16 protein-coding genes and 2 pseudogenes are annotated in these 22,445 nt (G+C 40.4%); 12 read left to right on the top strand and 6 right to left on the bottom strand.

All coding sequences use genetic code 11. The annotated features are described in order from the left end of the window. Nucleotides 1-78: 78 nt before the first annotated feature. A complete protein-coding gene (locus V7K32_RS13940; protein ID WP_334994096.1) occupies nucleotides 79-960 on the bottom strand; it encodes a hypothetical protein in 882 nt (293 codons plus the stop codon). 185 nt (nucleotides 961-1,145) lie between these two features. On the opposite strand from V7K32_RS13940, the gene V7K32_RS13935 reads away from it, so the two are divergent. From V7K32_RS13935 to V7K32_RS13920, 4 genes are all read left to right on the top strand, one after another. Next, a complete protein-coding gene (locus tag V7K32_RS13935; protein ID WP_334994094.1) occupies nucleotides 1,146-1,355 on the top strand; it encodes a helix-turn-helix domain-containing protein in 210 nt (69 codons plus the stop codon). A gap of 191 nt (nucleotides 1,356-1,546) precedes the next feature. Further along, nucleotides 1,547-2,479, top strand: coding sequence for a hypothetical protein (locus V7K32_RS13930; RefSeq protein ID WP_334994092.1), 933 nt, complete (start codon nucleotides 1,547-1,549; stop codon nucleotides 2,477-2,479). Then, the gene (locus tag V7K32_RS13925) at nucleotides 2,476-2,745 is read left to right on the top strand and encodes a hypothetical protein (protein ID WP_334994090.1); all 270 of its coding nucleotides are present in this window, start codon (nucleotides 2,476-2,478) and stop codon (nucleotides 2,743-2,745) included. The genes V7K32_RS13930 and V7K32_RS13925 overlap by 4 nt, the downstream gene beginning before the upstream one ends. 394 nt (nucleotides 2,746-3,139) lie before the next feature. Next, on the top strand, nucleotides 3,140-5,962 hold the full coding sequence (locus V7K32_RS13920; protein WP_334994088.1) for a CHASE2 domain-containing protein: 2,823 nt from the start codon (nucleotides 3,140-3,142) through the stop codon (nucleotides 5,960-5,962). Here V7K32_RS13920 and V7K32_RS13915 read toward each other — a convergent pair. Together V7K32_RS13915 and V7K32_RS13910 are read right to left on the bottom strand one after the other, a co-directional pair. Continuing rightward, on the bottom strand, nucleotides 5,954-6,646 hold the full coding sequence (locus V7K32_RS13915; RefSeq protein WP_334994086.1) for a DUF928 domain-containing protein: 693 nt from the start codon (nucleotides 6,644-6,646) through the stop codon (nucleotides 5,954-5,956). The two genes, V7K32_RS13920 and V7K32_RS13915, sit on opposite strands and share 9 nt — an antisense overlap. 67 nt (nucleotides 6,647-6,713) lie before the next feature. Continuing rightward, nucleotides 6,714-9,245 (bottom strand): CHAT domain-containing protein, encoded by a 2,532-nt coding sequence (locus V7K32_RS13910; RefSeq protein WP_334994085.1) that lies wholly within the window; start codon nucleotides 9,243-9,245, stop codon nucleotides 6,714-6,716. 370 nt (nucleotides 9,246-9,615) lie between these two features. Between V7K32_RS13910 and V7K32_RS13905 the strand changes: the two are divergent. Further along, nucleotides 9,616-10,071: pseudogene (locus V7K32_RS13905) on the top strand (hypothetical protein); the annotation flags it as partial. 179 nt (nucleotides 10,072-10,250) lie between these two features. Here V7K32_RS13905 and V7K32_RS13900 read toward each other — a convergent pair. Then, nucleotides 10,251-11,729, bottom strand: a complete 1,479-nt coding sequence (locus tag V7K32_RS13900) for a bifunctional metallophosphatase/5'-nucleotidase (protein WP_334994084.1) — start codon at nucleotides 11,727-11,729, stop codon at nucleotides 10,251-10,253. Nucleotides 11,730-11,859: 130 nt separating this feature from the next. Further along, nucleotides 11,860-12,855 (bottom strand): nucleoside hydrolase, encoded by a 996-nt coding sequence (locus V7K32_RS13895; protein WP_334994082.1) that lies wholly within the window; start codon nucleotides 12,853-12,855, stop codon nucleotides 11,860-11,862. A gap of 774 nt (nucleotides 12,856-13,629) precedes the next feature. Between V7K32_RS13895 and V7K32_RS13890 the strand changes: the two genes are divergently transcribed. From V7K32_RS13890 to V7K32_RS13865, 7 genes and pseudogenes are all read left to right on the top strand, one after another. Beyond that, a complete protein-coding gene (locus V7K32_RS13890) occupies nucleotides 13,630-15,276 on the top strand; it encodes an urea transporter (protein WP_334994080.1) in 1,647 nt (548 codons plus the stop codon). 332 nt (nucleotides 15,277-15,608) lie between these two features. Next, nucleotides 15,609-16,007, top strand: a pseudogene (locus tag V7K32_RS28765) (hybrid sensor histidine kinase/response regulator); the annotation flags it as partial. A gap of 42 nt (nucleotides 16,008-16,049) precedes the next feature. Then, nucleotides 16,050-16,814 carry a PP2C family protein-serine/threonine phosphatase gene (locus tag V7K32_RS28760; RefSeq protein WP_442938739.1) on the top strand — a complete coding sequence of 255 codons (765 nt, stop codon included), beginning with the start codon at nucleotides 16,050-16,052 and terminating at the stop codon, nucleotides 16,812-16,814. A gap of 177 nt (nucleotides 16,815-16,991) precedes the next feature. Next, a complete protein-coding gene (locus tag V7K32_RS13880) occupies nucleotides 16,992-17,579 on the top strand; it encodes a DUF6272 family protein (RefSeq protein WP_334994076.1) in 588 nt (195 codons plus the stop codon). 30 nt (nucleotides 17,580-17,609) lie between these two features. Beyond that, entirely contained in the window at nucleotides 17,610-17,966 is a 357-nt protein-coding gene (locus tag V7K32_RS13875; protein ID WP_334994074.1) for a slr1659 superfamily regulator, read from the top strand. A gap of 102 nt (nucleotides 17,967-18,068) precedes the next feature. After that, nucleotides 18,069-19,706, top strand: a complete 1,638-nt coding sequence (locus V7K32_RS13870; RefSeq protein ID WP_334994073.1) for a mechanosensitive ion channel family protein — start codon at nucleotides 18,069-18,071, stop codon at nucleotides 19,704-19,706. 102 nt (nucleotides 19,707-19,808) lie between these two features. Next, entirely contained in the window at nucleotides 19,809-21,554 is a 1,746-nt protein-coding gene (locus V7K32_RS13865; protein WP_334994071.1) for a hypothetical protein, read from the top strand. A 456-nt stretch (nucleotides 21,555-22,010) separates the two neighbouring features. On the opposite strand, the gene V7K32_RS13860 is transcribed toward V7K32_RS13865, so the two are convergent. Then, nucleotides 22,011-22,400: a hypothetical protein gene (locus V7K32_RS13860; RefSeq protein ID WP_334994069.1), complete on the bottom strand. Its 390-nt coding sequence runs from the start codon at nucleotides 22,398-22,400 to the stop codon at nucleotides 22,011-22,013. Nucleotides 22,401-22,445: the final 45 nt, after the last annotated feature.

The raw sequence follows: 22,445 nt of genomic DNA, 5'->3' as shown, positions 1-22,445 counted from the left end.
CTTCGGCAATGTTTGGAGAATAACGCCCAAAAAAGACCTCAAAGTGAGCAGCAATTTCACTGCTGCCCACATGAGGCTTTACACTGTGACTAATTCTTGAAGTTGCGATCGCACTTCATGGTTGAAAAGCTGCTGTAATTCATTAGAACTCAGTTGCTCTAAGGGTCGGTGTTGCAAGTATTCGTGAACTGGTTCAGCCAGCGATGTATCCACCATCGACAGCGATAGCACAGCATCAGACACAGAGTTAGAATACTGCTGCTGGACTGAATAACGCCTTTTCACCCACCAGTTCCCGTCAGTGCATCCGACTTGCCCCAGTTTCACGCCGTTGTTGTTGTAAATGCCATCATTGAGAATTTCAAACCCATAATTCTGGCATTCGTTGAAGATATGCGCCATGATTTGGTTTTCAGTAGAAGCGGAAGGCATGGGGGCAGAGGGGCAGAGAGGCAGAGGAGAAAGTTGTTGTAAGTTTTTCCCCTCTGCACCCCTGCTCCCTTGCACAAGAGCTTCTTGGACTGGCAGTGTGCCATCTTTGTAGTGAATGCAGATGAAGCGATCGCAACGCATTAGAGTGTTGGCACGAAATAATTCTTTCTCGTTGACTATTACTACCCAGCGTTGGGTTAGGTGGTTGTCGTCATAGCTAATGCTAGCTACCAGTTTGTCATCAGCGTAATATTCGTGATCAGAAAATGAGATTTCGACTATTGTGAGGGGTTCGGGAGCTACGGCTTGGGCTTGGTCAGCGATATAGCTGTCGAGTTCGGCTTGGGCGAGGGCTTGTTCGTCAACCTTCTGAAGCTGGGTTGATTGGTGGGTGATGATTGCGTTTACCCAGGTGTCAGCCGCTCTTTTGTCCCCGGTGGGTTTAACGCCGAGTTCGGTGGCGATTCTTTTGAGGCGCGGGAGGTTATAGCGGGAAAGGGCTTGCTGTGTGTATTGCGGATGGGTCATAATGAAATTTCCTTAAATACAAGGGCAAAAAGCGATCGCTACAAGTTTTTCCAGGACTGGCGATTGCTCTTTGTTATGAAAGTATGTCTATATTTTAGCGCTAGATTTCTAACGCCGTCAAGTAACTAGCGTGAAGATTTTGACGCTAGAATAATGCTATGAATTAGCGCATGGGAGAAATTTTCGTGTCACGAGTTGCAGAACTGCGTAAGCAGAAAGATTTGACTCAGCGCCAGCTTGCTGATTTAGTTGGCGTTGACCCTTCGACAATCCGTAATTGGGAGCGAGATAGAGGGGGTACAGAAACTTTTGCAAAGCTTGCCAAGCTTTGCGAAGTGTTAGGTTGCCAGCCTGCTGATCTATTTAAGATTCAAAAGATTGGCTCAGATGACTAAAGTCTATATTTATTGCGCTTCTAGCAATCGGCTACTCCCAGATAGATCACTTGATTCCAAGGTCGATTACAAAAGGCGATCGCTTCTCTTCAAGACGCGCAAGGGATGCTCCTACGTAACTACTCATAAGAGTGAAAATCTATCTGCAATTGACTTAGAGCAAATAGCATCGAATTAGAGGAAGTGGAATCATGGCTAAACCATCCTCTAAACGTAAAAAAGACACCTCTGCGGCATCTAGTGATTCAGAACCAGCAGTGAATCCAGATATTTCTCCCGAAGACAATCCCTCTACCACAACGATTACGGTTGCTGCTGTTGAAGTTCGAGAGTTGACGGAGGAAGAACAGAGTGATCGCCTTCACCTAGAGCGCCGTGTGGAAAGAGCGGTTTTTGAGGCGGGTAGAGCCTTGGCAGAATTGCGGGATCGCAGATTGTACCGCTCCACGCACAAAACCTTTGATGAGTACTGTTTAGACAGGTTTGGCTACAATCGTTCCCGTTCTTACCAGCTAGTCGATGCAGCAATTGTTGTGGACAACCTGCAAAAATGTCCACAATTTGTGGACATTTTACCGACAGCAGAGGGGCAAGTTCGACCAATGACAAAGCTTGAACCCCAGGAACAGCAAGAAGTGTGGCAAACCGCAGTTGAACTTGCTGGCGGGAAAGTACCGACTGGTAGAATCGTCAAAGATGTTGTGCAGCGCATCATGGAGCGCACGAAAGTACCAAACACCTACCAGTTGGGCGAAGTGTGCCAAATCCTTGTAAAGGACAACCCCGAGCTGAGGGGCAAAGGCGGGTGTTGGGCGATAGTCAGCGCAGTGAATGAGTTCAGTTGTACGGCGAGAGTCTGGGATGGGGAATACACAGTTGGGTTGCAGCACCTGAAATCATGCAATTACCTGCCCCAGGAATGTCAGCAGATGCAGTCATTGTACGATCGCATCAATCGGGTGTATTCTAGTTCGCTGGAGGAATCGGTGCAGAAGTTTTTGGAGATGCTGGGGAACGTGAACCGAGCTTATTTGACGGACTTGGAAGAAAAAGTGTTGAGCTTGCTGGAGTTGGAAATCCTAGCAGATGAGATGTCATCCAGGTTGGGAATACTCAGCGTGTGAATGATTTCAGTTGCACCGTGAGAACGTGGCATGGCGAACACACCATTGGGTTGCAGCACCTGAAGTCCTTCAACTACCTGCCCCAGGAGTGTCAGCAGGTTCAGGAGATTAGCCATCGCATTCATCGGCTACGGAAAAACGAGAACTTGGAAGAAGCCGCCCGTGCTGTGCTGAAGCATTTGGGGGAGTTGAAGCGTCCGTATTTGACGGCTGTTGAGGAGAAATTGTTGAGTGTGATTGAGAAAGAGTACAGTGTTGGGAAGTGAAACTACCAGCAACGAAGTTCTAAACAGTCTTTTAAATTTATTACGCTGGTTTCTAGCTAGTTCTTAGAATAACGATAATAAACGATGTATATTACATTGTCGCTACGGATATATACTTATAAAATACTGAAAAGTCCGATGATGCATACACCTGCTAAGAGGGATCGTGCTACCCAGGACAACCAACTAAGCTAAGATGCATTTAATTTTCCAGCTGACAACGTTGCAGCAAGGCTTTCAGACTCTAAAAAGTACAATTGAGATGCGCGACAGCTTAGGCTCGTCAAAGATGTTGTGCAAAGGATAATGGAACGGACTCAAGTACCAAACACCTAAGCCTAGCCACATAAAGGCTTTGATCGTTTTCGGAGATGTCTAACTCACTACTAAACCTATGACTGATTATAAATACCAAGTCGGTGGCAGTTTGACAGTTAATGCACCTAGTTATGTGCAAAGACAAGCAGATACCCTGCTTTATGAGGCTCTCAAGCAGGGAGAGTGTTGCTATATACTTAACTCTCGACAAATGGGTAAATCCTCTCTGCTTGCAAGTACAAAATATTGCTTGGAACAAGAAGGATTTAAATGCAGTAGCATTGATATGTCGATTATTGGTACTTCACATATCACCCCACTTCAGTGGTATAAGAGTGTAGTTGGTGATTTATGGTTAGGTTTTAATTTATTAAATAAAATCAACTTAAAAAGTTGGTGGCGTGAACAAGAAGATATATCTTTACTGGAAAGATTAAGGTGGTTTATTGAGGAATTATTACAGCTTCATTTTCCTCACAAACAATTATTTATCTTTGTTGATGAAATTGATAGTATTCTCAGTTTGGATTTCTCAGTTGATGATTTTTTTGCACTGATTCGGTTTTGCTATAATCAACGAGCAATCAATCCTGAATATAAACGTATTACCTTTGCTCTTTTCGGAGTAGCAACTCCATTAGATTTGATTCAAGATAAAATACGTACACCATTTAATATTGGTAAATCAATAGAACTTCAAGGTTTTAAGCTACAAGAAACTCTCGCTTTAACAAAAGGATTGGAAGGAAAAGTAGTAAATCCAAAACTTATTTTAAAAGAGATATTAGTTTGGACTGATGGACAACCATTTCTTACTCAAAAGCTATGTCAAATTGTGGCAAATGAACAATCGAAAGATAAAGAGAAATTACTAATAAATAATTCTCAATTATTTATTAGTAATTTAGTTAGGTCACATATTATAAATAATTGGGAGTTTCAAGATGAACCGGAACATTTAAGAACTATAAGCTCACGTCTTCTAGAGAACGAGCAAACGGCAGGAAGATTGTTAGGAGTCTATCAGCAAATTTTAATGGGTGAAGAAGTCACAATTGATGATATAAAAGAAAAAAATAAGTTAATTTTATCGGGTTTAGTTATCATATATCAAGGAAAACTTCAAATAAAAAATAAAATTTATCAAACTATCTTTAATTTAAATTGGGTTGCTAAAAACCTAGAAGATTTACGTCCATATTCTCAAAGCCTCAAAAATTGGGTTGCTAGTAATCAGCAAGATAACACTCAATTATTAAGAGGGATGAAATTAAAAGAAGTAGTAGCTTGGTCAGAAAATAAAAAACTTTCTAATATAGATTATCGGTTTATTGCTACTAGTCAGCAGTTGGATAAAGAAGAAATTGAAATAAATTTAAACGCCGAAAAAATTGAATTAGAAAAAGCACAGTTTACTCTGGCAGCTGCAAATGAAGCGAATCGGATTTTGGCTCAAGCCCGAAAAGCTACTAAATTAAATGCTGTATTACACTTTAGTAAACCGTGTATTGTCAGCTTTGCAATTGGTATTACTAGTTTTATTATCCTGCTACGCTTCATTGGTTTGTTGCAAGGAATGGAATGGAATACGTTTGATAGCTTTTTGCAACAACGACCCCAAGCAGGAATTGATTCTCGTATTGTTGTAATTACAATTGATGAACTAGATTTACAAAAAATAGGACAATACCCCATACCTGATAATATTTTGGTTAAAGCGCTCAACAAATTGAAAACTTATCAACCTAAATTAATTGGGTTGGATTTATATCGAGATTTGCCAGTAGAACCAGGGTATCAAGAATTAGTAGAATTGTTCAAAGCTACTCCCAATCTTATTGGTGTTGATAAAGTTGTAGGTACTAAGGTTGCACCGCCAAGAGTATTAGCCCAATTAAGTCAGGTGGGTTTTAGTGACCAAGTATTGGATGGAGATGGTAAGGTACGTCGTGCCTTATTGACAGTGCGTTCATCGCAGATGTTGGCAAAGCGAGACACTCTCTACGAGACGCGCAAGGGACGCGGATTTGCTACCGCTGCGTTATCGCCAAAAAATCAATTACGGCAGAGTTTGGGTTTACAATTAGCATTACAATACTTAAAAACTGTTGGTATAACTCCCCATCCTCATGCTGAAAATCGCCATCATATCCAGCTTGGCAAAGCCTTACTAATACCCTTGCAGCCCTTTGACGGAGGCTATGTTCGGGCTGATACTGGAGGTTATCAAATTTTACTTAATTATCACGGCACAGAACAGAATTTTCAAAGCTTCTCCATCACAGATTTGTTGCAAGAACGGATACCAAAAGAAAAAATCCAAAATCGTATTGTCTTAATTGGTGCAACAGCTGAAAGTATTAATGATTTTTTTCAAACACCTTATAACAATCGGTTATTTGGGTCAGCAAAACAAATGGCAGGAGTATATATTCATGCTAATACTATCAGCCAAATATTAACCGCAGCAATGGAAGGAAGAGGAATGCTGCGGACTTGGCCTGAGATATGGAAGAGTTTATGGATTTTGCTTTGGTCTGGGATAGGAACATTAATTGCTTGGCGATTAAAATCACCTAGACAATTAATGTTTCTGGTCACTAGCACTGGACTAGGATTAATCATGTTTAGTTATCTGGCATTTTTACAAGGTTGGTGGATTCCGATTATTCCTCCATTATTGGGATTAATACTTGCTCCGATTATCCTACCTATATTTGCAACTAAGCAGCTTGAGAAAATCCAACTCCAGCAAACTCTCAAGTTACTACTTGCGGTTGCAAAAGAGCAACCTGCTGCTGGAAAAATTGCGATTGAATATTTCAAGCAAGCAGAAGGCAAAGAAAATCAGCAGTTGATTGACAAAATACTACAACAAAATAATTACGAATTATTTTAATTGGTTATTATTGGGATCAGCTTTATTAGCTTTCTCTATAGTCATAAGCATTTCATACCAGTATCCTCTTTGTGCGTACCAGTTTGCTTGACTAATGGTAGTCAACTGGCTCAACTCCTTATCAACTTTAGTCGTTTTTGCAACTCGTTGTACCCAACCTTTAAATGTTGGGTCATCTGGCTGCACAGTTTTTCCACAGACGACTACCAAAGACCATTCGTAATTTTTGCCTACAGTTAGCGGCGTTTTGTCTTTGGGTTGAGTAAAGCTAACAATTCCTCCATTAGTAGTAATAGGTAAAAAAGTTCTTTCATAATAGTTACCCGTTTCATCTTTAAAAGTCAGCACAACTTTCTGCGCTGAAGTTTTAGGTAAGGAAATGAATACAGGAGGATGGTCTTGGAAGGTTAACCCAAAGTTATGTTTTGGCATTAAAGGTTTAATAGGCTGTTCATTCTCAGAACACCTGAGTCCATCACGAGAACCTGCACCAACAGTTTCACTTTTTGGTTTTGGCTCTCCAGGTGGTTCAAAAGTCTCTTGAAAAACGAATTGCTTTAGTAGATTGACTTTCGATATAACTGATTCTGATTGCGCCAAACTAGGTAAGGCAAACATTAACGATTGTAAGATTAAGCCAAGAAGGAAGAATTTAAATTGAGATGAAGGATTATTTACTATCATTTTCTAAAATGTCAGTTGTCAATTGTAGACGTGATTAATCGCATTTCGACTTTAATTGATTCGTGAGTTAACGCCAATTCCCTACCAATACAAATGGAGACCAATAGTAAGGATGTTTGTACTGAGGAGAATTTAGTAGAGAGAGTTGCGCTTGACGCAGTGCTTCGGCTTTGCTGACGACCTTTTGCGTAAGCAGACGGTAAAATTCTGCTGTCAAATCAGCAGTTGATTTGTCTTGTACTGACCAGAGGGTTGCTAAAGTACTCCTAGCACCAGAACGGACGGCAATTCCTGCCAATCCTAAAGCAGCGCGGTTATCGCCTTTGGCAGTTTGACAAGCGCTGAGAACTAGCAGTTCAATTGGTTGGCGTGGAGCATTTTTGCTCAGTTTTGAAGATGCACCTTTTAACCATCTATCTAAATCTTTAACATTAATGCGGTCTTCCCAAGTTAAAAGAAATGTGTCTTCGGCTTTGGAGCTAAATTCACCGTGGGTGGCAAGATGAACTACAGAAAAGGGAACTTCTTCTATTTGCTTTTGGACGTTGGCGCGAGTAAATTTTTCATTTAATAGTATCTTTGCATGAACATAGTTTGTAATTTGTTTAATTTCTTGTTTGACACCAGGTAACTCAGGAAAGCCTTGACGTGCTTCTGCTAAACCCGCAGTTAAAGCTTGAAACTGTTGGCGAAGAAGATGCCGAGACTCTAATAGTTGTAAACCAGGAGTTAATGCTATGCTGTACTTCTGGATTAAAAACTGTTGGCGATCGTGCAGAACTGCCATCGGTATACTGCGTAAAAAACCATCCAAGACAAACACTAAGGTTTTAATTCCCTGAAGTTCTATCTCTTTTTCGGCAGGACGCAACAACCAATCATACAATTTTTGGGCAGAAGGTAGTACTTCATCAGGCAAGAAAGCAAGGTTTAAAGATTGGCGCAGTTCATCAAAAACCTTTGATTCCTCTTGTAATGAAAGGTTTGTTCCATAATGTTGCAAAGGTTGTCCAGCAAGAGAAACAACTACCTCCAAGCGACGTTCTAGCAAAATTGGGTAAATCACTGCGGCTTTTGGATCGATTTTATCTATTGGTTGCGGTTTATAAGTTAAGCAAGCTTGGTGAAAGAAGTTTTCTAATTCTGCTAATTGCAGTGCTTCAATTGTTTTGCGCGATTTATCTAAGTGTTGTTGCTTGATGATTTGTGGTAGGCTGTCTACATCTTGTAAAAGTAATTGTACTAACTGCCGATATACTGGTTCAACTTCGTCGCGGAAAGAAAATTGCACGTCAGGACTTGTTTGGATTAAATCTTGACGCAGAGATGTTAAGGAATCAACAGCTTGTTCATAAGCTGTAATTGCTATCTCAATGTTGCCTTTAGCTTTCTCAATTCGTCCTTGCTGCCACAACCAATTGAGGGCAATATCATCTGCTTGTACTTCTTGTGCCAAAGATAGTGCTGTTTGGGTAAGAGTTAAGGCTTCAGTCCATTGCTGAGTTTGTTCGTAGAGATGTCCTAATTCTCCTAAAGCATAACTTTGCGCTCTTGTATCTGTTAATTCTTTAGCCTGTTTGACTGCTTTTGCCAAAAGTTGAGCAATGTCTTTTATGTTTGATGATGACAGTTTTATCCAACTTGCGGCTAAATTAACTTGCGCGTAAATTCCCCAACGACTGGAGGAAAGGTTAGCAAGATGTGCTTGGATTTGGGGTAATAATGCTAGTGCAGCTTGATTTTGATCTATTTTTATTAAAAGGCTGAGTTGATTGAGGAGCGCTTCTATTTGAGTACGATCGCCACCACTACTACTTGCTTGTTGATAAAATTCTAAGGCGGCTTTAAAATCTTCCCTAGCTCTTGCGGTATTTCCCAATCTCAATAAGGTTTCGGCGATATCTGCGTTAGAATTTACTTGCTTTGCGATCGCTAAACTTTGCGATAATACTTGTTGCGATCGCTCTAAATCTCCCACTACTTGCAAAGTTACGCCTAAACTCCGCAATCCCCTGGCTTTTAGGAGATTATCAGGTAAAACAGCAAGGTCTTGATTGATTTGTTCTAGCTGTTTTTGGGCGCGACGATACTCTCCCAAAGTTTGCAATGCTTGAGCTTGGTTAATCTGCGACAGCACAATGCCTGTGACATCCTTGAGGGAACGATAGATTTTCTCAGCTTGCTGCCAAGTTTCTAAGGCTAATTCTGGTTGACCAGTATTTAATTGTAAACTTCCTTGGGTGTTGAGAACTTGGGCGTAAAGGAAGGAATCATCTATTGTTTTTAGGATATCCTGTGCTTGAGTAAGGAGCGATCGCGCTTCTTCCCACTTGCCCAAGTCTTGATAAGCGATCGCTAAATAGTTGTAACTTAATACTTGATAGTGCTGCTGTTTACTTTGCTGAAATATCTGGGCTGCTTGTGACCAAACTTTTGCAGCTTCTGCTAACTTTCCGGCATCATAAAGTTGTTTTCCTTGTTCGAGTATGGTGACTGGTGATTGAGTTGGGTAAATAGAATCCTCTGCGGTGGCTGGGACAACAGTTGTTATTAAGAAAAAGATTAGTATGGCTAAAATTAGGTGACGATGAATACCCATAGATGCTCATAATAATTTGCAATTTCTAATTACTAATTCGTAATTTTGGCGTTGATTAATCATACTGTCCTCTACCAGAGCCACCCGAAGGGCTGATAAAAACTAAAAACTTCAGTAGACAAGACATCGCCTCTTTTAAGAATGGAGCGTCTGGAACGCTACTGACTCGTACTGAAGATGATGTTATTAGCATCCTCAAGTTAGGCATCACGAAAAGGCTGCACTTGGTTTTTTCTCTGTCAATATATAATTATTATACTTTTCTAATGCATATATTTTTTTATTAGTCAATGAAGAATTGGTTTGAAACTTCCCTATCTCTTGGATTTAAAGGTGTTGACGTGAGTATTAGTCAACGGGTAGAAAAGGGGCATCACAGGATCGAAGCCAAAAACCCTTTCAAGAAATTTACCAAAAATTAAATGAATTAGTACAGAATAAATCTCAGAATAAATTACATAATAAATACGCAATTTGTCCAATCGATTCCACAATTATTACTCTCACCAGTAAGTTATTATGGGTGCTAGGTCATCATCAAGTAAAACTTTTTAGTTCTCTAAATTTAGCTACTGGAAGTCCGGAAGATAACTTCATAAACTTTGGGCATGACCATGACTATAAATTTGGTTCACAAATGATGTCTAGTCTACCAACTAATGCTGTTGGTGTAATGGATAGAGGTTTTGCCTATCTAATTTTACAGATATTATCTATCCCACAACAATGGGGACATACGCTATTAGATAAATTCCGCTATTTACAATCTTGTATGTGTCAGAAAATCAGTTATGTTCATTGGTTTGAGGAGATGATGTCATGTTGACTATTTTAGGCTTAAGAGAGTTAGTGTAACTAGATATGTAAAGTTTTGTATCAGTATTCAACATTTCTGTGATCGCATTAACAGGTTATGAGACAATGAGAATTTAGAAGAAGCTGCCCACCCAATAAAAGTTGTGGGTATACAGGTATAATCCGTTGCATCTTGGGTTTAAAACCTCTCTACTTGTAGATTAATCTTCTTTCGATCTGGCTATTAAGATTTTGATGATGGCTAAAGTACTCTTCAAGGACATTTTGGCAGGATGTTGAAACTACCTTTGCGTTGTCTAATTTTGTCAATTCTTCCATTGTTATACCTAGACTATGTAGTGAATTTTTGTAATGATATTCTTCTACACACATAGTATATCGAGCATCGGTTTGTATAGGTTGTCCATAAATGCTCAAAGATTCAAGCTGATTTTGGGAATCCCTGTAAACTGCCTGAATACCTTTGCTGACCTGAAAACAACAACTTTCACCGGGTATTCTGTTTTCTAGTCTCATAATATGTGTAAATATCTTAGTAAGCTGTACACCTGTAACTTTAAATTTATAAAGTACATCGTCATAAGGAAAAACTTCTTTAATATCGCTGAGTGTCACTAGCGGCCCTAATTTTGTTCTCCTGATTGAACCACTTCCTATCAAAGTTACATCCAATACATCTAGTTGGTTAACAATATCAACGATTAAGTTACCCAATTCCGTTTCTTCTTCACGCTTAGGATGGGTGAGTTTACGTGCTAATCGTCCAATTAGTCGATTATATTTGCGATCGACTTCTTCTTGAAAAATCGTAATCAACTTTTCGATTTCTGGATCTGGTTCAGCCAAATTATTATCTACAGGCAAAAGTTGCCACTTCCATTCAACAATGCTGTTAATATCGTCATCTACTACAATATCAAAGCGTCCGATTTGGTCTGTGCCAATTCCAGCTTGTGCGATTAGAATATTGTTAACTTGGGCTGGTTGTTCTAAAAATGTATGAGAGTGTCCGCCAATAATCATATCCACACCCCATTCTGGGTTTAGCAATGCTGCTAGTTTTTTATCCTCTTCAAATCCGATATGAGTTAGCAGAATTGTTAAGTCGATGTCCTCGTTTTTATAGGCGTTGCAAATTTTACCAACTTCTGACGCAGCATCTTCAAGACTTATAAATGTACCAATAGTGCTATCACGTTTTAATGACTTGAGAACTTCTTCCGTTACAATCCCAATGAACATAATATCGAATCCATCTACATTCAGGATCAAATAAGGAGTCATCAAACGTTTGTTGTACTTTTTAATATACAAATTGGCATTCACAATCGGAAAATTTGCCATCTTTTCTAAGAACAGTAGGTGAGGCAATCCATAATCCAATTCGTGATTACCCAGAGTTACTACATCTGGAGCGAGATAATTCATAATCTCTATGGTTGAAAGACCTCTATATTCCTTATCAATGAGAGAACCTTGGAGCATATCACCAGAAATTACAAAAAGCACGTTTTTCTCTTCTTGACGCACCTTATTGATATAGCCAGAAAGCAACGACACTCCACCAATCAAATGACCCTCTTCACCTCCAGCCTCTGCCAGAAAGTCTCCATGCATATCATTAGAATGTAAGATCGTAAACTTTTTAAATCGCTCTGTGGTCATCATCTTTTACCTTTCTGAAACTAATTTTTCAGGGCTATTGTTCTAATTACTGCTCTATCAAACTTATCTGAAAGTGAATAATAGCCACTAGCTACTAACCTAAAATCAACACAGGCGACTCCACAACAGAAGCTTAGAGCTTGGCGCTTATGAATATGTACTTTAAATCTTCAATGAAGCTTGTAAAAAATTTGTCCTCATCTACCTGCAACGCAACCCAGGCATTTGCTGCTGTTTTCGGGGCAGGACGACTATCAATCAATGTTTGCCCCAGTGTCCACTGCCCCTTTGTTTCAACCTGGATTTTTGCTCTTTTCAACATTAGGGTTTCTGGATAAAACAAGTATCCTAATGTTGCTGCATCATGAACAAGAAGACCTGGAATTCCTGCTGTTTCTCGATAACCCAAGGCTGTGCCAATCATGAACTCACAAAGATCCCTCAAGAACTGAGAAAGTTTACTATTTGGATTTGCCTGAGTGACTGCCACAGTCATATCTCGCGTGAAAATTAAGTGTCGGGTCACATCCAGCGGCAGCACAACAATATCGTCTCGGCTATTAAATACTGTCTGAGCAGCTTCAACATTAAACCAAATATTAAATTCAGCATGGGGAGTCACATTACCAGCACAGAAGAAAGCACCCCCCATAATTACAATTTCCTTGGCTTTTTTAAGGATGCCAGGACTTTTTGTTTCTGCTGCTGCGAGGTTAGTCAGGGGTGCGATCGCTACAATGGTAATTTCCCCCGGAGCAGCATTCAACTCATTGATAATGAGTTCATCGGAGTAGGGAGCATCCTCAATGGTGTGCGTGGCGGCGGGTAAGGTATGAGAAAGATTGCCCATCCCATCCAATCCATGAATATGGGTGGCATCTTCTATAATTTCTCTTTTTGGAGGGACACCACGACCCACTTTAATCTGTGGGAATCCTGCTAAATTTAAAATCTGGCTAGCACTAGAAAACGTGCATTTTACAGGGACATTGCCATCTGCGGAAGTCACAGCGACAAGTTCAACGAGTCCTTGTTTGACCAAGCTAAGAAGCCACAAGAAGGCATATATATCATCTCCGCCTGGGTCAGTGTCGAGAATAATTTTGTGATGCGTAAGTTGAGTTGTCATCGGAGAAATTGTTCAAGTAAGAGATGATTGCATAAAAGTCTAATCGGGCATTATCAAAAGCAATTTTTGCCGGATTATCATGCTAATTGTTGCTTCATAGAACTGCTCTGAATTGGTTTAGTTCTCTAAATTCAAAGTAATTACTAAAGCTGTGTCGATAAGCAGCTATGAATGCAACTATTTTTGAGCTTATTGAGAATAAAATTATTTTATTGACATGAGCGATCGCCCACTCTGAGTCGCTAAGGTTTGTAGAATAAGTCTTTTGAGCCATTCATTATTTATATCTACAATACTACATAAGTAAGTCGGCGTTAAAAAATCAATTAATGTAATGAAGTGTAAAATTAACAAAGAGGTTATAAATGAATCGTTCCAAGGTTTTTACAAAACTCAATATACCTTGGTTTTATCGTGCCGATTTACTTAAGCAGCATTTTAAATTGCAATTTTAATTAATTACTCACCTTCAGATTGACTTTATAAGTAGCCTCTTATATAGTCAAAAGTATGATATTTATGACTTGACAGAAAGATTAGTTTATGTAGCAGTATCTCAATCCAAGTTAGAGCAAGCTTAAATATATGAGATTTATATTATTGTTCGATTTTAAGGAAAGTGCTTTAATGAATCGATAGGATAATTATTTGCAAAGGTTTCTTTAAAAAAGTCTTATTTACTACTTAGAGTTATATTTTTTTATATTGAGATTTATTAACTTTAACGAGTATCAACTTAGCGATCGCCTATTTTTTGTTGGTAACGTAGACAAAATGAATTACGATACCTCTCCTCTGCATGAATTAATCTCTCACGTTTTATCTTCAGATGAATCAAAATTACAGCATTCAAAAAGCTTATTGCCATTAGGCACGATGCAAGCACTAAATCAACGCCTAATCCATCAGCCTTTATTGAATTTCATTAACGCCACTCTCCGCGGGATTGGTCAGGTCATTTTTGTGAATAATCCTGTGAGCGGTCTACTATTTTTAATTGCCATGTTCATTCAAGCTCCTTGGTTAGGGACAATGAGCTTGCTGGGAACCGCGATCGCAACATTAACGGCAATTCTCTTACAAAAACACTTGGCGAAAATTTTCCAGATCAATCGGGATGACATTCAAAATGGGATTTTTGGTCTGAATGGATTACTTACCGGAGCGACGATCGCATCATTGGGGCTGTTTGGCAATGGTACATGGAATTTGAATTGGGCGATCGCAGTGATTGTCTTCGCGTCTGTTTCCACGGTATTAATGCAAACTGTGGGAGTCTGGTTTGCTAGTCAGTTTCGAGTAGCTCCGCTCGGTATTCCATTTCATATCGCGGTGCTAAGTTTTGTGATTTTCGTGCTATTTCTACCTCAAACTTTCTTCGATTTGGGGTCGTTACCGCCTGTTTCTCCTAGTCAATTTAACAGTTTGCAACTCGCTCAATCGCTACCGCTCAGTATTGGGCAGGTGTTTTTTACCAATAGCTGGGTTGTCGGAATTTTGATTGTTCTGGGGATTGCCATCTGCACCCCGATTAGTGCGATTGTTGGCTTGCTGGGATGCGTAATGTACCTAGTTGCAGGTTTACTGCTGCAAGTGACTCCTAACGATTTGTATACTGGGCTATGGGGTTACAATGCTGTCCTGACGGCGATCGCTATTGGTGGAGTATTCTACACACCAAATCTCTTCAGTATTTCTATTGGTCTGGCTTGTGCCTTTGTTGCATCGCTTGCTAGTTGGGGCTTGGCAGCTTTGTTTGCTCCGCTGAAATTGCCCGTCTTGGCGCTGCCGTTTGTGATCGTAACCATTGGCTGTTTTATGATTTTACGGCGATCGCTGCCCTCGCTCGTCCCGGTGGCACTGCATACAATTGCTAGTCCCGAAGAGCATCGGCAACGGTTTTTAGTGGCAAAACGGATTATTTCTAACTTTCGTCGCCATCTTGCAGCTGCGATCCAAAGCAAGCCGCGCCAACTCCTGTTTAAACAAGCGTCTTCTAGCTTTAAAGGAGACTTGCGCTATATCTTCGATGCCATCGACCAAGACCATAGTGGGCATCTCTGTATTGAAGAATTAACCAATCATTTAAACCAAGCAGGAAAGGGGTTATCGAATAGCGAAATCACGCTGTTATTCACAAGTATGGACAGTGATCGCAGCAACACAATCGACTTTGAAGAATTCGGTGAGTTAATGCTGCGCTATCGTCAGTTGATGGCAGAATATAACGATTTTCTCACTTATTTTTTACCAATAGATGCTGATGAAGACAATATTATTAGCCTTGATGAAATGAATATCGCAATGGCAAGTGTAGGAGAATTGCCGCTAACAAAAAATGAAATTATGTTTCTACGCGATCGCACAGGAGGGCAACTATTGACTTGGAATCAATTTATTGAAGCGATACTAGTGATTTAAAATTTAAAGAGCGATCGCATGAATAATGAACGACAATTTTTGATTGTGAGGCTTGTATTTGCAGTTTAAAAGCTAGTCACAAAGTAGTTTGGTAGTTTTCGGAGATGTCTAGCGTGGTCAATAGAAATGGAAAACCGGATACTCAAGCCCAACTACTTCTATCCCAAACTCCACACTTGAATTTGAAGTATAAAGAAATACAGATATGAAAAAGACGAAAAATTAGAATAATTTCCAGATTGTCTCACTTTTAGGATTGCTATATCAGTAAAAAGTGTTTAATAACATCACGCATTACCTTGTTTTGAAACAAAAGGACAGAGAATTTTTCTATGTGGCAACTTGGATCTGAATTGTTGACATTTTATTTTATTCCTCATGGACATTGCTATCTTTGGAAACCTGATTTAGTTTCGCTACACATCATCTCTGACGCACTCATTGCCCTATCTTATTACTCTATTCCCGTTACACTCTTCTACTTCGTTAGCAAGCGTAAAGATTTACCTTTTAATTGGATTTTTCTGCTCTTTAGTGGATTTATCGTAGCTTGTGGCACTACTCACATCATGGAGATTTGGACGCTTTGGTTTCCAACTTACTGGGTATCGGGACTAATCAAAGCGCTAACAGCAATAATATCTGTATTTACAGCCGTACAACTTATCCCCTTAGTTCCACAAGCCCTAGCACTTCCTAGCCCAGCTGAATTAGAACGAGCAAATCAGGAAATCAAACTCTTAAATGAAAAACTCACAGCCGAAAATCTCCGAATGGGTGCTGAGTTAGAAGTGACCAAACGGTTGCAACAAATGATTTTGCCCAAACCGGAAGAATTGGAAATTGAAGGACTCGACATTTCCGGATACATGGAACCCGCAGATGAAGTTGGTGGTGACTACTACGATGTACTACATACCGACGGAATCACTACCCTTGGTATTGGTGACGTGACTGGACACGGTTTAGAAAGCGGAATTCTGATGGTGATGACCCAAACTGCCGTGCGAACCCTCAAAGAGGTACGTGAGTATGACCCGGTGAAGTTCCTCGATGCCCTCAACCGCACTATATACAAAAATGTGCAGCGGATGAACTCAGAAAAGAATTTGACGTTGGCTGTACTGAATTATTCAGAGGGCAACTTAAGCATCAGTGGACAGCATGAAGAGACCCTGATTGTCCGTAACGACGGAAAAATTGAACGTATCGACACAATGGATCTCGGCTTTCCGATTGGACTCGATGATGACATTGCCAGTCTTATTAGTCATGCAACAGTAAAGTTACAGCCTGGAGAAGGTGTTGTTCTTTATACCGATGGCATTCCAGAAGCCTATGATATCCACAAGAAACAATATGGTGTTGAACAACTGTGTGAAGTGATTAGCCACAACTGGCACAACTCGGCAGAGGTGATTAAAGATGCTGTGATTACCGATGTTAGGCGGCACATTGGTAAGCAAAAAGTGTTTGATGACATTACCTTACTCGTGCTGAAACTAGAGGCTGAACAGCCTAATTTAATAAAAGTATAGACATAACCAAAACTTAGGAACCTTCAGGGATTTCCAACTAAAAAAATATCCCATCGCTTTGGTGAGCAGGGGAGTAAGAATTTCACAATCGTCTTCGCCCTCAGAATTGAATAATTTAATTTCTGGAAGTCCCCTTCATCAACACAAAACTCAATTACGACTAGAACTGGAAAAACGATGGCACAGATTTTTGGCGATTTCATCGAACAATTTCCTCCCGAACACGACTCACTCGAACTCACATTTACCCCAGATTCTCGCCCGATTAAACAGCGCTGGCGTAACAATCGACTATCGGCTCACTTTCTTGCTGACTATTTCTCCAATTTTCTGCCAGTCGATGAAGACGATCTAACTCAGGCACGACAGCTTAAAGAAACGCAAGCTGCTGTGGTTTTTGTGGCAAACGAACTGTTGGAAAACGCGATGAAATTCAACGATTCAACCACTCACTCTAAGGTGAGATTTGGGATTCATTTTGTAGAGGAGGAGCAGATCATGGCTGTCCTTTTTGCCACAAATAGTGTAAATACAGCCGGTGTTAACAAATTTCAGACATTTATTCAAGAACTACTAGTTTCTGATCCCAATGAACTCTATATCCAGCAAGTTGAAAAAAGTGCAGAGGAAAATAGTGAAGCGTCCGGTTTGGGGTTTTTAACTATGATCAATGACTACTCTGCACGACTAGGCTGGAAGTTCGATGCGGTTCAAGAAATGCCCAATATTACCACGGTTACAGCAATGGCACTTTTGCCAATCTAAAGTTTATTCTTTTAATGCAAATAATCCAACATGGTTGCAATGCAAGACGTTAAAGGCGAAGACTACACCGTACACGTTGAACCTAACACTTCAACGATTCACTTCCAAGGGGAACTCAGTTTGGGTGGGCCTGCGGAGTACGCTCCAATTGCCGATCTCTTAAATAAAGTGGTAGACACCGAGCCAAATACGATGACTCTGGATCTGAGAAATTTGGGATTTCTAAATAGTTCTGGCATTAGTATGTTGTCCAAATTTGTGCTGAGTGTACGCAAGAAGAAAGGTGTTCAGTTAATCGTGCTGGGGTCAAATGATATGCCCTGGCAAGGTAAATCTCTGAAGAACTTAGAGAAACTGCTGCCCGGACTCAAACTAGACATTCAGTAGGGTTTACACCCCATCCTTGCACCCCTGCACCCCTGCACCCCTGCACAGAGTCAAAGCCAATGCTGTCTTGCCATACATCGTTGGTAAATGGACTTAAAAACAATGTTGAAAGAACTTTTACCATTTCAAGTCAATACCTGGAGCTTTTTTCTGAGTAGCGTAGTGCTGATGATCGCAGCTACAATACTCCTTTACATCATTTTATTTTATATTCTGCGTTCAATCTTTCGTAAATTTGAACGAGATATCGCCCTGGTGACGCTGAATGTGTCTGCGTATCCGGCTCTAACGGTTTTTACTCTAGGCATTCTTAAATTTACCTTTCATCAGTTGCCCTCCGTGAAGCTGATTGACGGCATTGAAAATTTATTGGCAGCTGGTTTAATTATCTCGATTAGTTACTGGCTCGTTCAACTCTTTACTCAGGTTTTCATTTACTACCTGCGGGGGTATACCCAGGAAACTGAATCCATGTGGGATGATGTGCTTTTACCCCTGCTAGAAGCAGTTGTTCCCGTGATCGTTTTCACGCTAGCCACTGTTTTTGTGCTGAAATCTTTTGGTGTGGATCTAACTGGAATTTGGGTGGCTCTGGGTGGAGCAACTTTTGTAATTGGCTTTGCAGCTCAGGGAATTTTAGCTAACTTTTTTAGTGGAGTTGTATTGTTAATTGATACTCCCTTTCAGTTTGGTGATGTATTGCTGCTTGAGAATGGCTCCATTGCCATGTTGCGAAAAATTGGGGTGCGAGTGACTCAACTTTATATACCATCTAAGCATTGTGATATTTACATCCCCAACAGCACACTGCAAAGTCAAAATATTACAAATCTCAGCCGTCCGACCTCGTACTACCATTACTCTACCGACATGAAACTGCCGATCGCGCTGAATGTCAAAGAAGCAAAGCACGTCATGGTAGAAGTCATCCAGGCTCATCCCGATACTCTAGGTGATATTGACCAGAAATTAGCACAGATCGATTGCTACTATCAGTTAGAAGGATTAGACAAACAACAGCAAATTGGCAAATTGCGTCTGTTTGCCGAACAGGAAGTAAACTTTAAACTAGAAGAAATTACACCTGCACTTGAGGCACTTGTCGTCACCTTGCAGTTTGCTGAAAAAGGTGGCATGACCAAGGAGGAAATTGAGAATGTGCAACAAGAATATCGAGAAATTTTAAGCGCCATTGGTTTAGAAGTTGTCACCGAAACACAGCACAATCGCTCAGTTTTTACACTTCAAGAAAATCGTTCTAAAGACAGCTTGATTGAACTGATCCGAAATTGGTATCGCATCTACATTCGTGATTTTCATCTTTTAGATAATGATACCAGCATTATTTCTGAAGAATGGGAACGCAAAATCAATTTGTTAAAGCGGAGAGTGCAGCGTTTGTACCAAAAAATTTCTAATCCCCAAAGTGAAGAAACCCGGTTAGATGACTACGTGATGGAACTAAACCGATGGTTGCGAGAACGGTTTAAAGAACCCCGACAAAAGTGGCAGGAGCCACAAGTTTTAATCAAAGGAATCGAAAATAGTGATGCGATAACTTACGTTCAGTTCAACTTGAATTTCTTTGTTGATGATATCAGGCTAGAAAATGGTCGTCGGGGCGATCGCGTCAGCAGCCAAATTTATGAAGAGGTTGTGCGATACCTCAAGCACAGCGCTACCGAAGTAATAGAATCAAACGCAACTATCACTGTTCAGGGCGAGAATACTAATTTGTAATTCGTAATTCGTAATACTCGCCAAAGGCGAGTATTACGAATTGGTATAAATTGTCAGATTCTCAACTCTCTATTCACATTAGATATAATTCACACTTGCACCATGATTAGCTCTAACTTACAACCCAAACCAACGCTTGATGCTGCACAGCGTACTATGATGGCTGAAGCTTTCCAAGTTGCTCGTCATCTAACAAATGGCAGTGGAGATGCTCATTCACAACAACGATGGCAGCAACGGCTTTATGAATTACAAGCAACATTACAAGGATTTGCCCATCCAATTTGTCGTGAGGATTGTCCAGTAGAAACTATCCCAGTCAATGTCCGTCAAGCCTTTGCCGAAGCCATCACCTTACTCAAGCACTACTACGAGGTGGGGGGTGCAGTTTGGCAAGGAACCTTATCATCTATCACATTGAGCCAGTACAAGGTTGAAGCGACACCAGCTGAGTCATTCACATTGGCCATTCCTCAACTCTGCCAGCAGTTTCAGTTAACAACTGAAGTTCAGGAACAAATGACGACACTGTTGCAGACAGTTGATCGTAAGGTTGTTCAGCAAAAGCAGATCGTTCAGGCAGCTCTCATCAATGTTGGTTTACTACCGAACTTAAAAAGTGCGCCGCCTGCTGCACCACTAGTTTTATTTCAACATTTGTTTGGAGACATTCCCATTCCAGTTGAGGCGATCGCAGTTCTGTTTACAGAGACTCAGATTTACTTTTGTATTGATTATTCTGACAATCAACTGCGTGATTCAGCTTTGTGGGAACAGCTATCAGAAATTGAACGCGAACGAATTCAACAGTTTTTAGAATCCCTGAGTAACTTTAAGTTTGAACAATTCCGTCACTTTCCTTCTTTTAGCTTTAGCGATCCAGCAAGCATTGATGCTGCTTGGAGCTATCGTCTGGCTCAAGCAACTGATTTAAGCCAACCGCAAATTCTCCAAACCCTCAGTCATTCAGCGAGTATTCTGGCTACGAAAGATGCTGAAAAATATTTGCTGCATGATATCTGGGGACATAACTGGCAGTCCATACTGACTCAATTTCGGGGCGACTATCAGATATTGGCAAGCTGTAGCGATCCACTACGACCGGCTGAAACTGCCTATACCGACTATGGCCCGTTGACCTGCCGGGAAATTTTTCAGCGCCAGGGAGAACAAGTGTCCGTCGATCCAGAACGGGCAAGGCTGTTTTTTCAAGGAGAGGTACGGCAACGCTTGGGGCTAATGTTTACCCATTTAATCGGTGAAATGGTTGCAGATGTAGCAGAGTTCAAATTCATCTGGGATCGCCCGGAATTGAGTGAACAACTTCCATGTTCGTCCTCACTCAAAGAAAACCCGACGAAACTGGATTTTGCATTTGCAGATTTAGACTTTTTATTTTTGCGAGTACTGCAACCGTTGCTAGAGATCAAGCTATCGAGCTTTGAAGAATCAATCTTGGAACAAGAGTTGCTGGCAGAATGGGGCAGGTTGGGAGAGTCTATCCAATCACTAGAGGCGCGAGTCAGTTTGAAGCAAGCGATCGCCCAACTTTACCAAATTTTCTTTGAGGAGTATTGGTTGACCTGTTTGCCCACAATCACAGGTAATACCAGCATCTATGCTGATGTAATTGCTAATTTGGTTCACCTACAAAACGTGATTAATACTCTGTTTACAGACGTTAGCTTACATACTTTATCTGATCTTCCATTCCAAACCTTGTTGCTTTTATTCATGGGGTGCTATTGCAGTGGCGATAGTTATGAAGAGTTCTGGCAAGTTGACGATGCGATCGCTCAATACTTTATTCCCTGCTACCGTCAGCTAAGTCAGTTGATTAATAACTAAAAACTAAAAAAAAATACTGAATTCATCTTTGTTTTGCCTTATTTGGTGATTAACACAAATTCCGCCTTAATCACAATAAGGTTTACAAATCTATAAAGGAAAAATCCAATCACTATCAATACTGCTCGGATAATACCAAAAACATTGTGTAGAGACGCGAAATTTCGCGTCTCTACAGGTCTAAAAGACTATCGAAAAATCCTTAACCGAGCCGTATTGCAATGACTATTAATCTTGGAAGCTGGGGAATTTTACTCATTTACATCTCAAAAATATGGTATAGTTTATAACTCCTTAACATCTGAATAACAGGTCGTAATACTTTTTGTTGCTCTGCCAAATTCGTGCTGCCATCTTTCTCTAACATCACCCAAAATATTGGGAAAGCACTATGTTTAAAATTGACTTGATCGTATTGGCGAATAGGGAAATCTGAGCATGGGCAATTTTCACAAATCAATCGGATAAATTCCCACAATCACTTTTATTTCTCCCACCATCAGGTTGTACTTGGGTAGTATTTGCCACTAATTCTACCTGTCCTTGTTGATTAATCATCCATCCAGTAGCTTCTAGTAATGGTGGTTGCTCTTTTGTATCTGGTACTTTTCTATTGCTGATTTGCCCTGATTTATTGGGAAAATCTGCACCAATTCGCATATCCTGTAAAACTACCTGACCGCGCAACACTTGGCGAGGGTCTTCTGGTAAACCTCCTCGTCCGCTAATCACAAAATTCGCCTCTTCGTTGCTAGGACAACCAACTACAATTTGATTTGCAGCATCGGTAGGCACAGCAGGGTAAACGCATCTAAATTTATTTGACAAACAATTATTTTTTTGCATACTAACTCACAGGTGGATTTGATACGTCCCAAATCTTTACGGCTG

This window comes from Nostoc sp., from assembly GCF_036917635.1.
Taxonomy (GTDB): domain Bacteria; phylum Cyanobacteriota; class Cyanobacteriia; order Cyanobacteriales; family Nostocaceae; genus Nostoc.
This window is presented reverse-complemented; position numbering and strand designations above follow the sequence as displayed.

Bases quoted from the DNA above. Each gene is read 5' to 3' on its own strand.
- V7K32_RS13940 (WP_334994096.1), bottom strand. From the start codon at position 960: ATGACCCATCCGCAATACACACAGCAAGCCCTTTCCCGCTATAACCTC.
- V7K32_RS13930 (WP_334994092.1), top strand. From the start codon at position 1,547: ATGGCTAAACCATCCTCTAAACGTAAAAAAGACACCTCTGCGGCATCT.
- V7K32_RS13920 (WP_334994088.1), top strand. From the start codon at position 3,140: ATGACTGATTATAAATACCAAGTCGGTGGCAGTTTGACAGTTAATGCA.
- V7K32_RS13915 (WP_334994086.1), bottom strand. From the start codon at position 6,646: ATGATAGTAAATAATCCTTCATCTCAATTTAAATTCTTCCTTCTTGGC.
- V7K32_RS13910 (WP_334994085.1), bottom strand. From the start codon at position 9,245: ATGGGTATTCATCGTCACCTAATTTTAGCCATACTAATCTTTTTCTTA.
- V7K32_RS13900 (WP_334994084.1), bottom strand. From the start codon at position 11,729: ATGATGACCACAGAGCGATTTAAAAAGTTTACGATCTTACATTCTAAT.
- V7K32_RS13895 (WP_334994082.1), bottom strand. From the start codon at position 12,855: ATGACAACTCAACTTACGCATCACAAAATTATTCTCGACACTGACCCA.
- V7K32_RS13890 (WP_334994080.1), top strand. From the start codon at position 13,630: ATGAATTACGATACCTCTCCTCTGCATGAATTAATCTCTCACGTTTTA.
- V7K32_RS28760 (WP_442938739.1), top strand. From the start codon at position 16,050: ATGGGTGCTGAGTTAGAAGTGACCAAACGGTTGCAACAAATGATTTTG.
- V7K32_RS13880 (WP_334994076.1), top strand. From the start codon at position 16,992: ATGGCACAGATTTTTGGCGATTTCATCGAACAATTTCCTCCCGAACAC.
- V7K32_RS13875 (WP_334994074.1), top strand. From the start codon at position 17,610: ATGGTTGCAATGCAAGACGTTAAAGGCGAAGACTACACCGTACACGTT.
- V7K32_RS13870 (WP_334994073.1), top strand. From the start codon at position 18,069: ATGTTGAAAGAACTTTTACCATTTCAAGTCAATACCTGGAGCTTTTTT.
- V7K32_RS13865 (WP_334994071.1), top strand. From the start codon at position 19,809: ATGATTAGCTCTAACTTACAACCCAAACCAACGCTTGATGCTGCACAG.
- V7K32_RS13860 (WP_334994069.1), bottom strand. From the start codon at position 22,400: ATGCAAAAAAATAATTGTTTGTCAAATAAATTTAGATGCGTTTACCCT.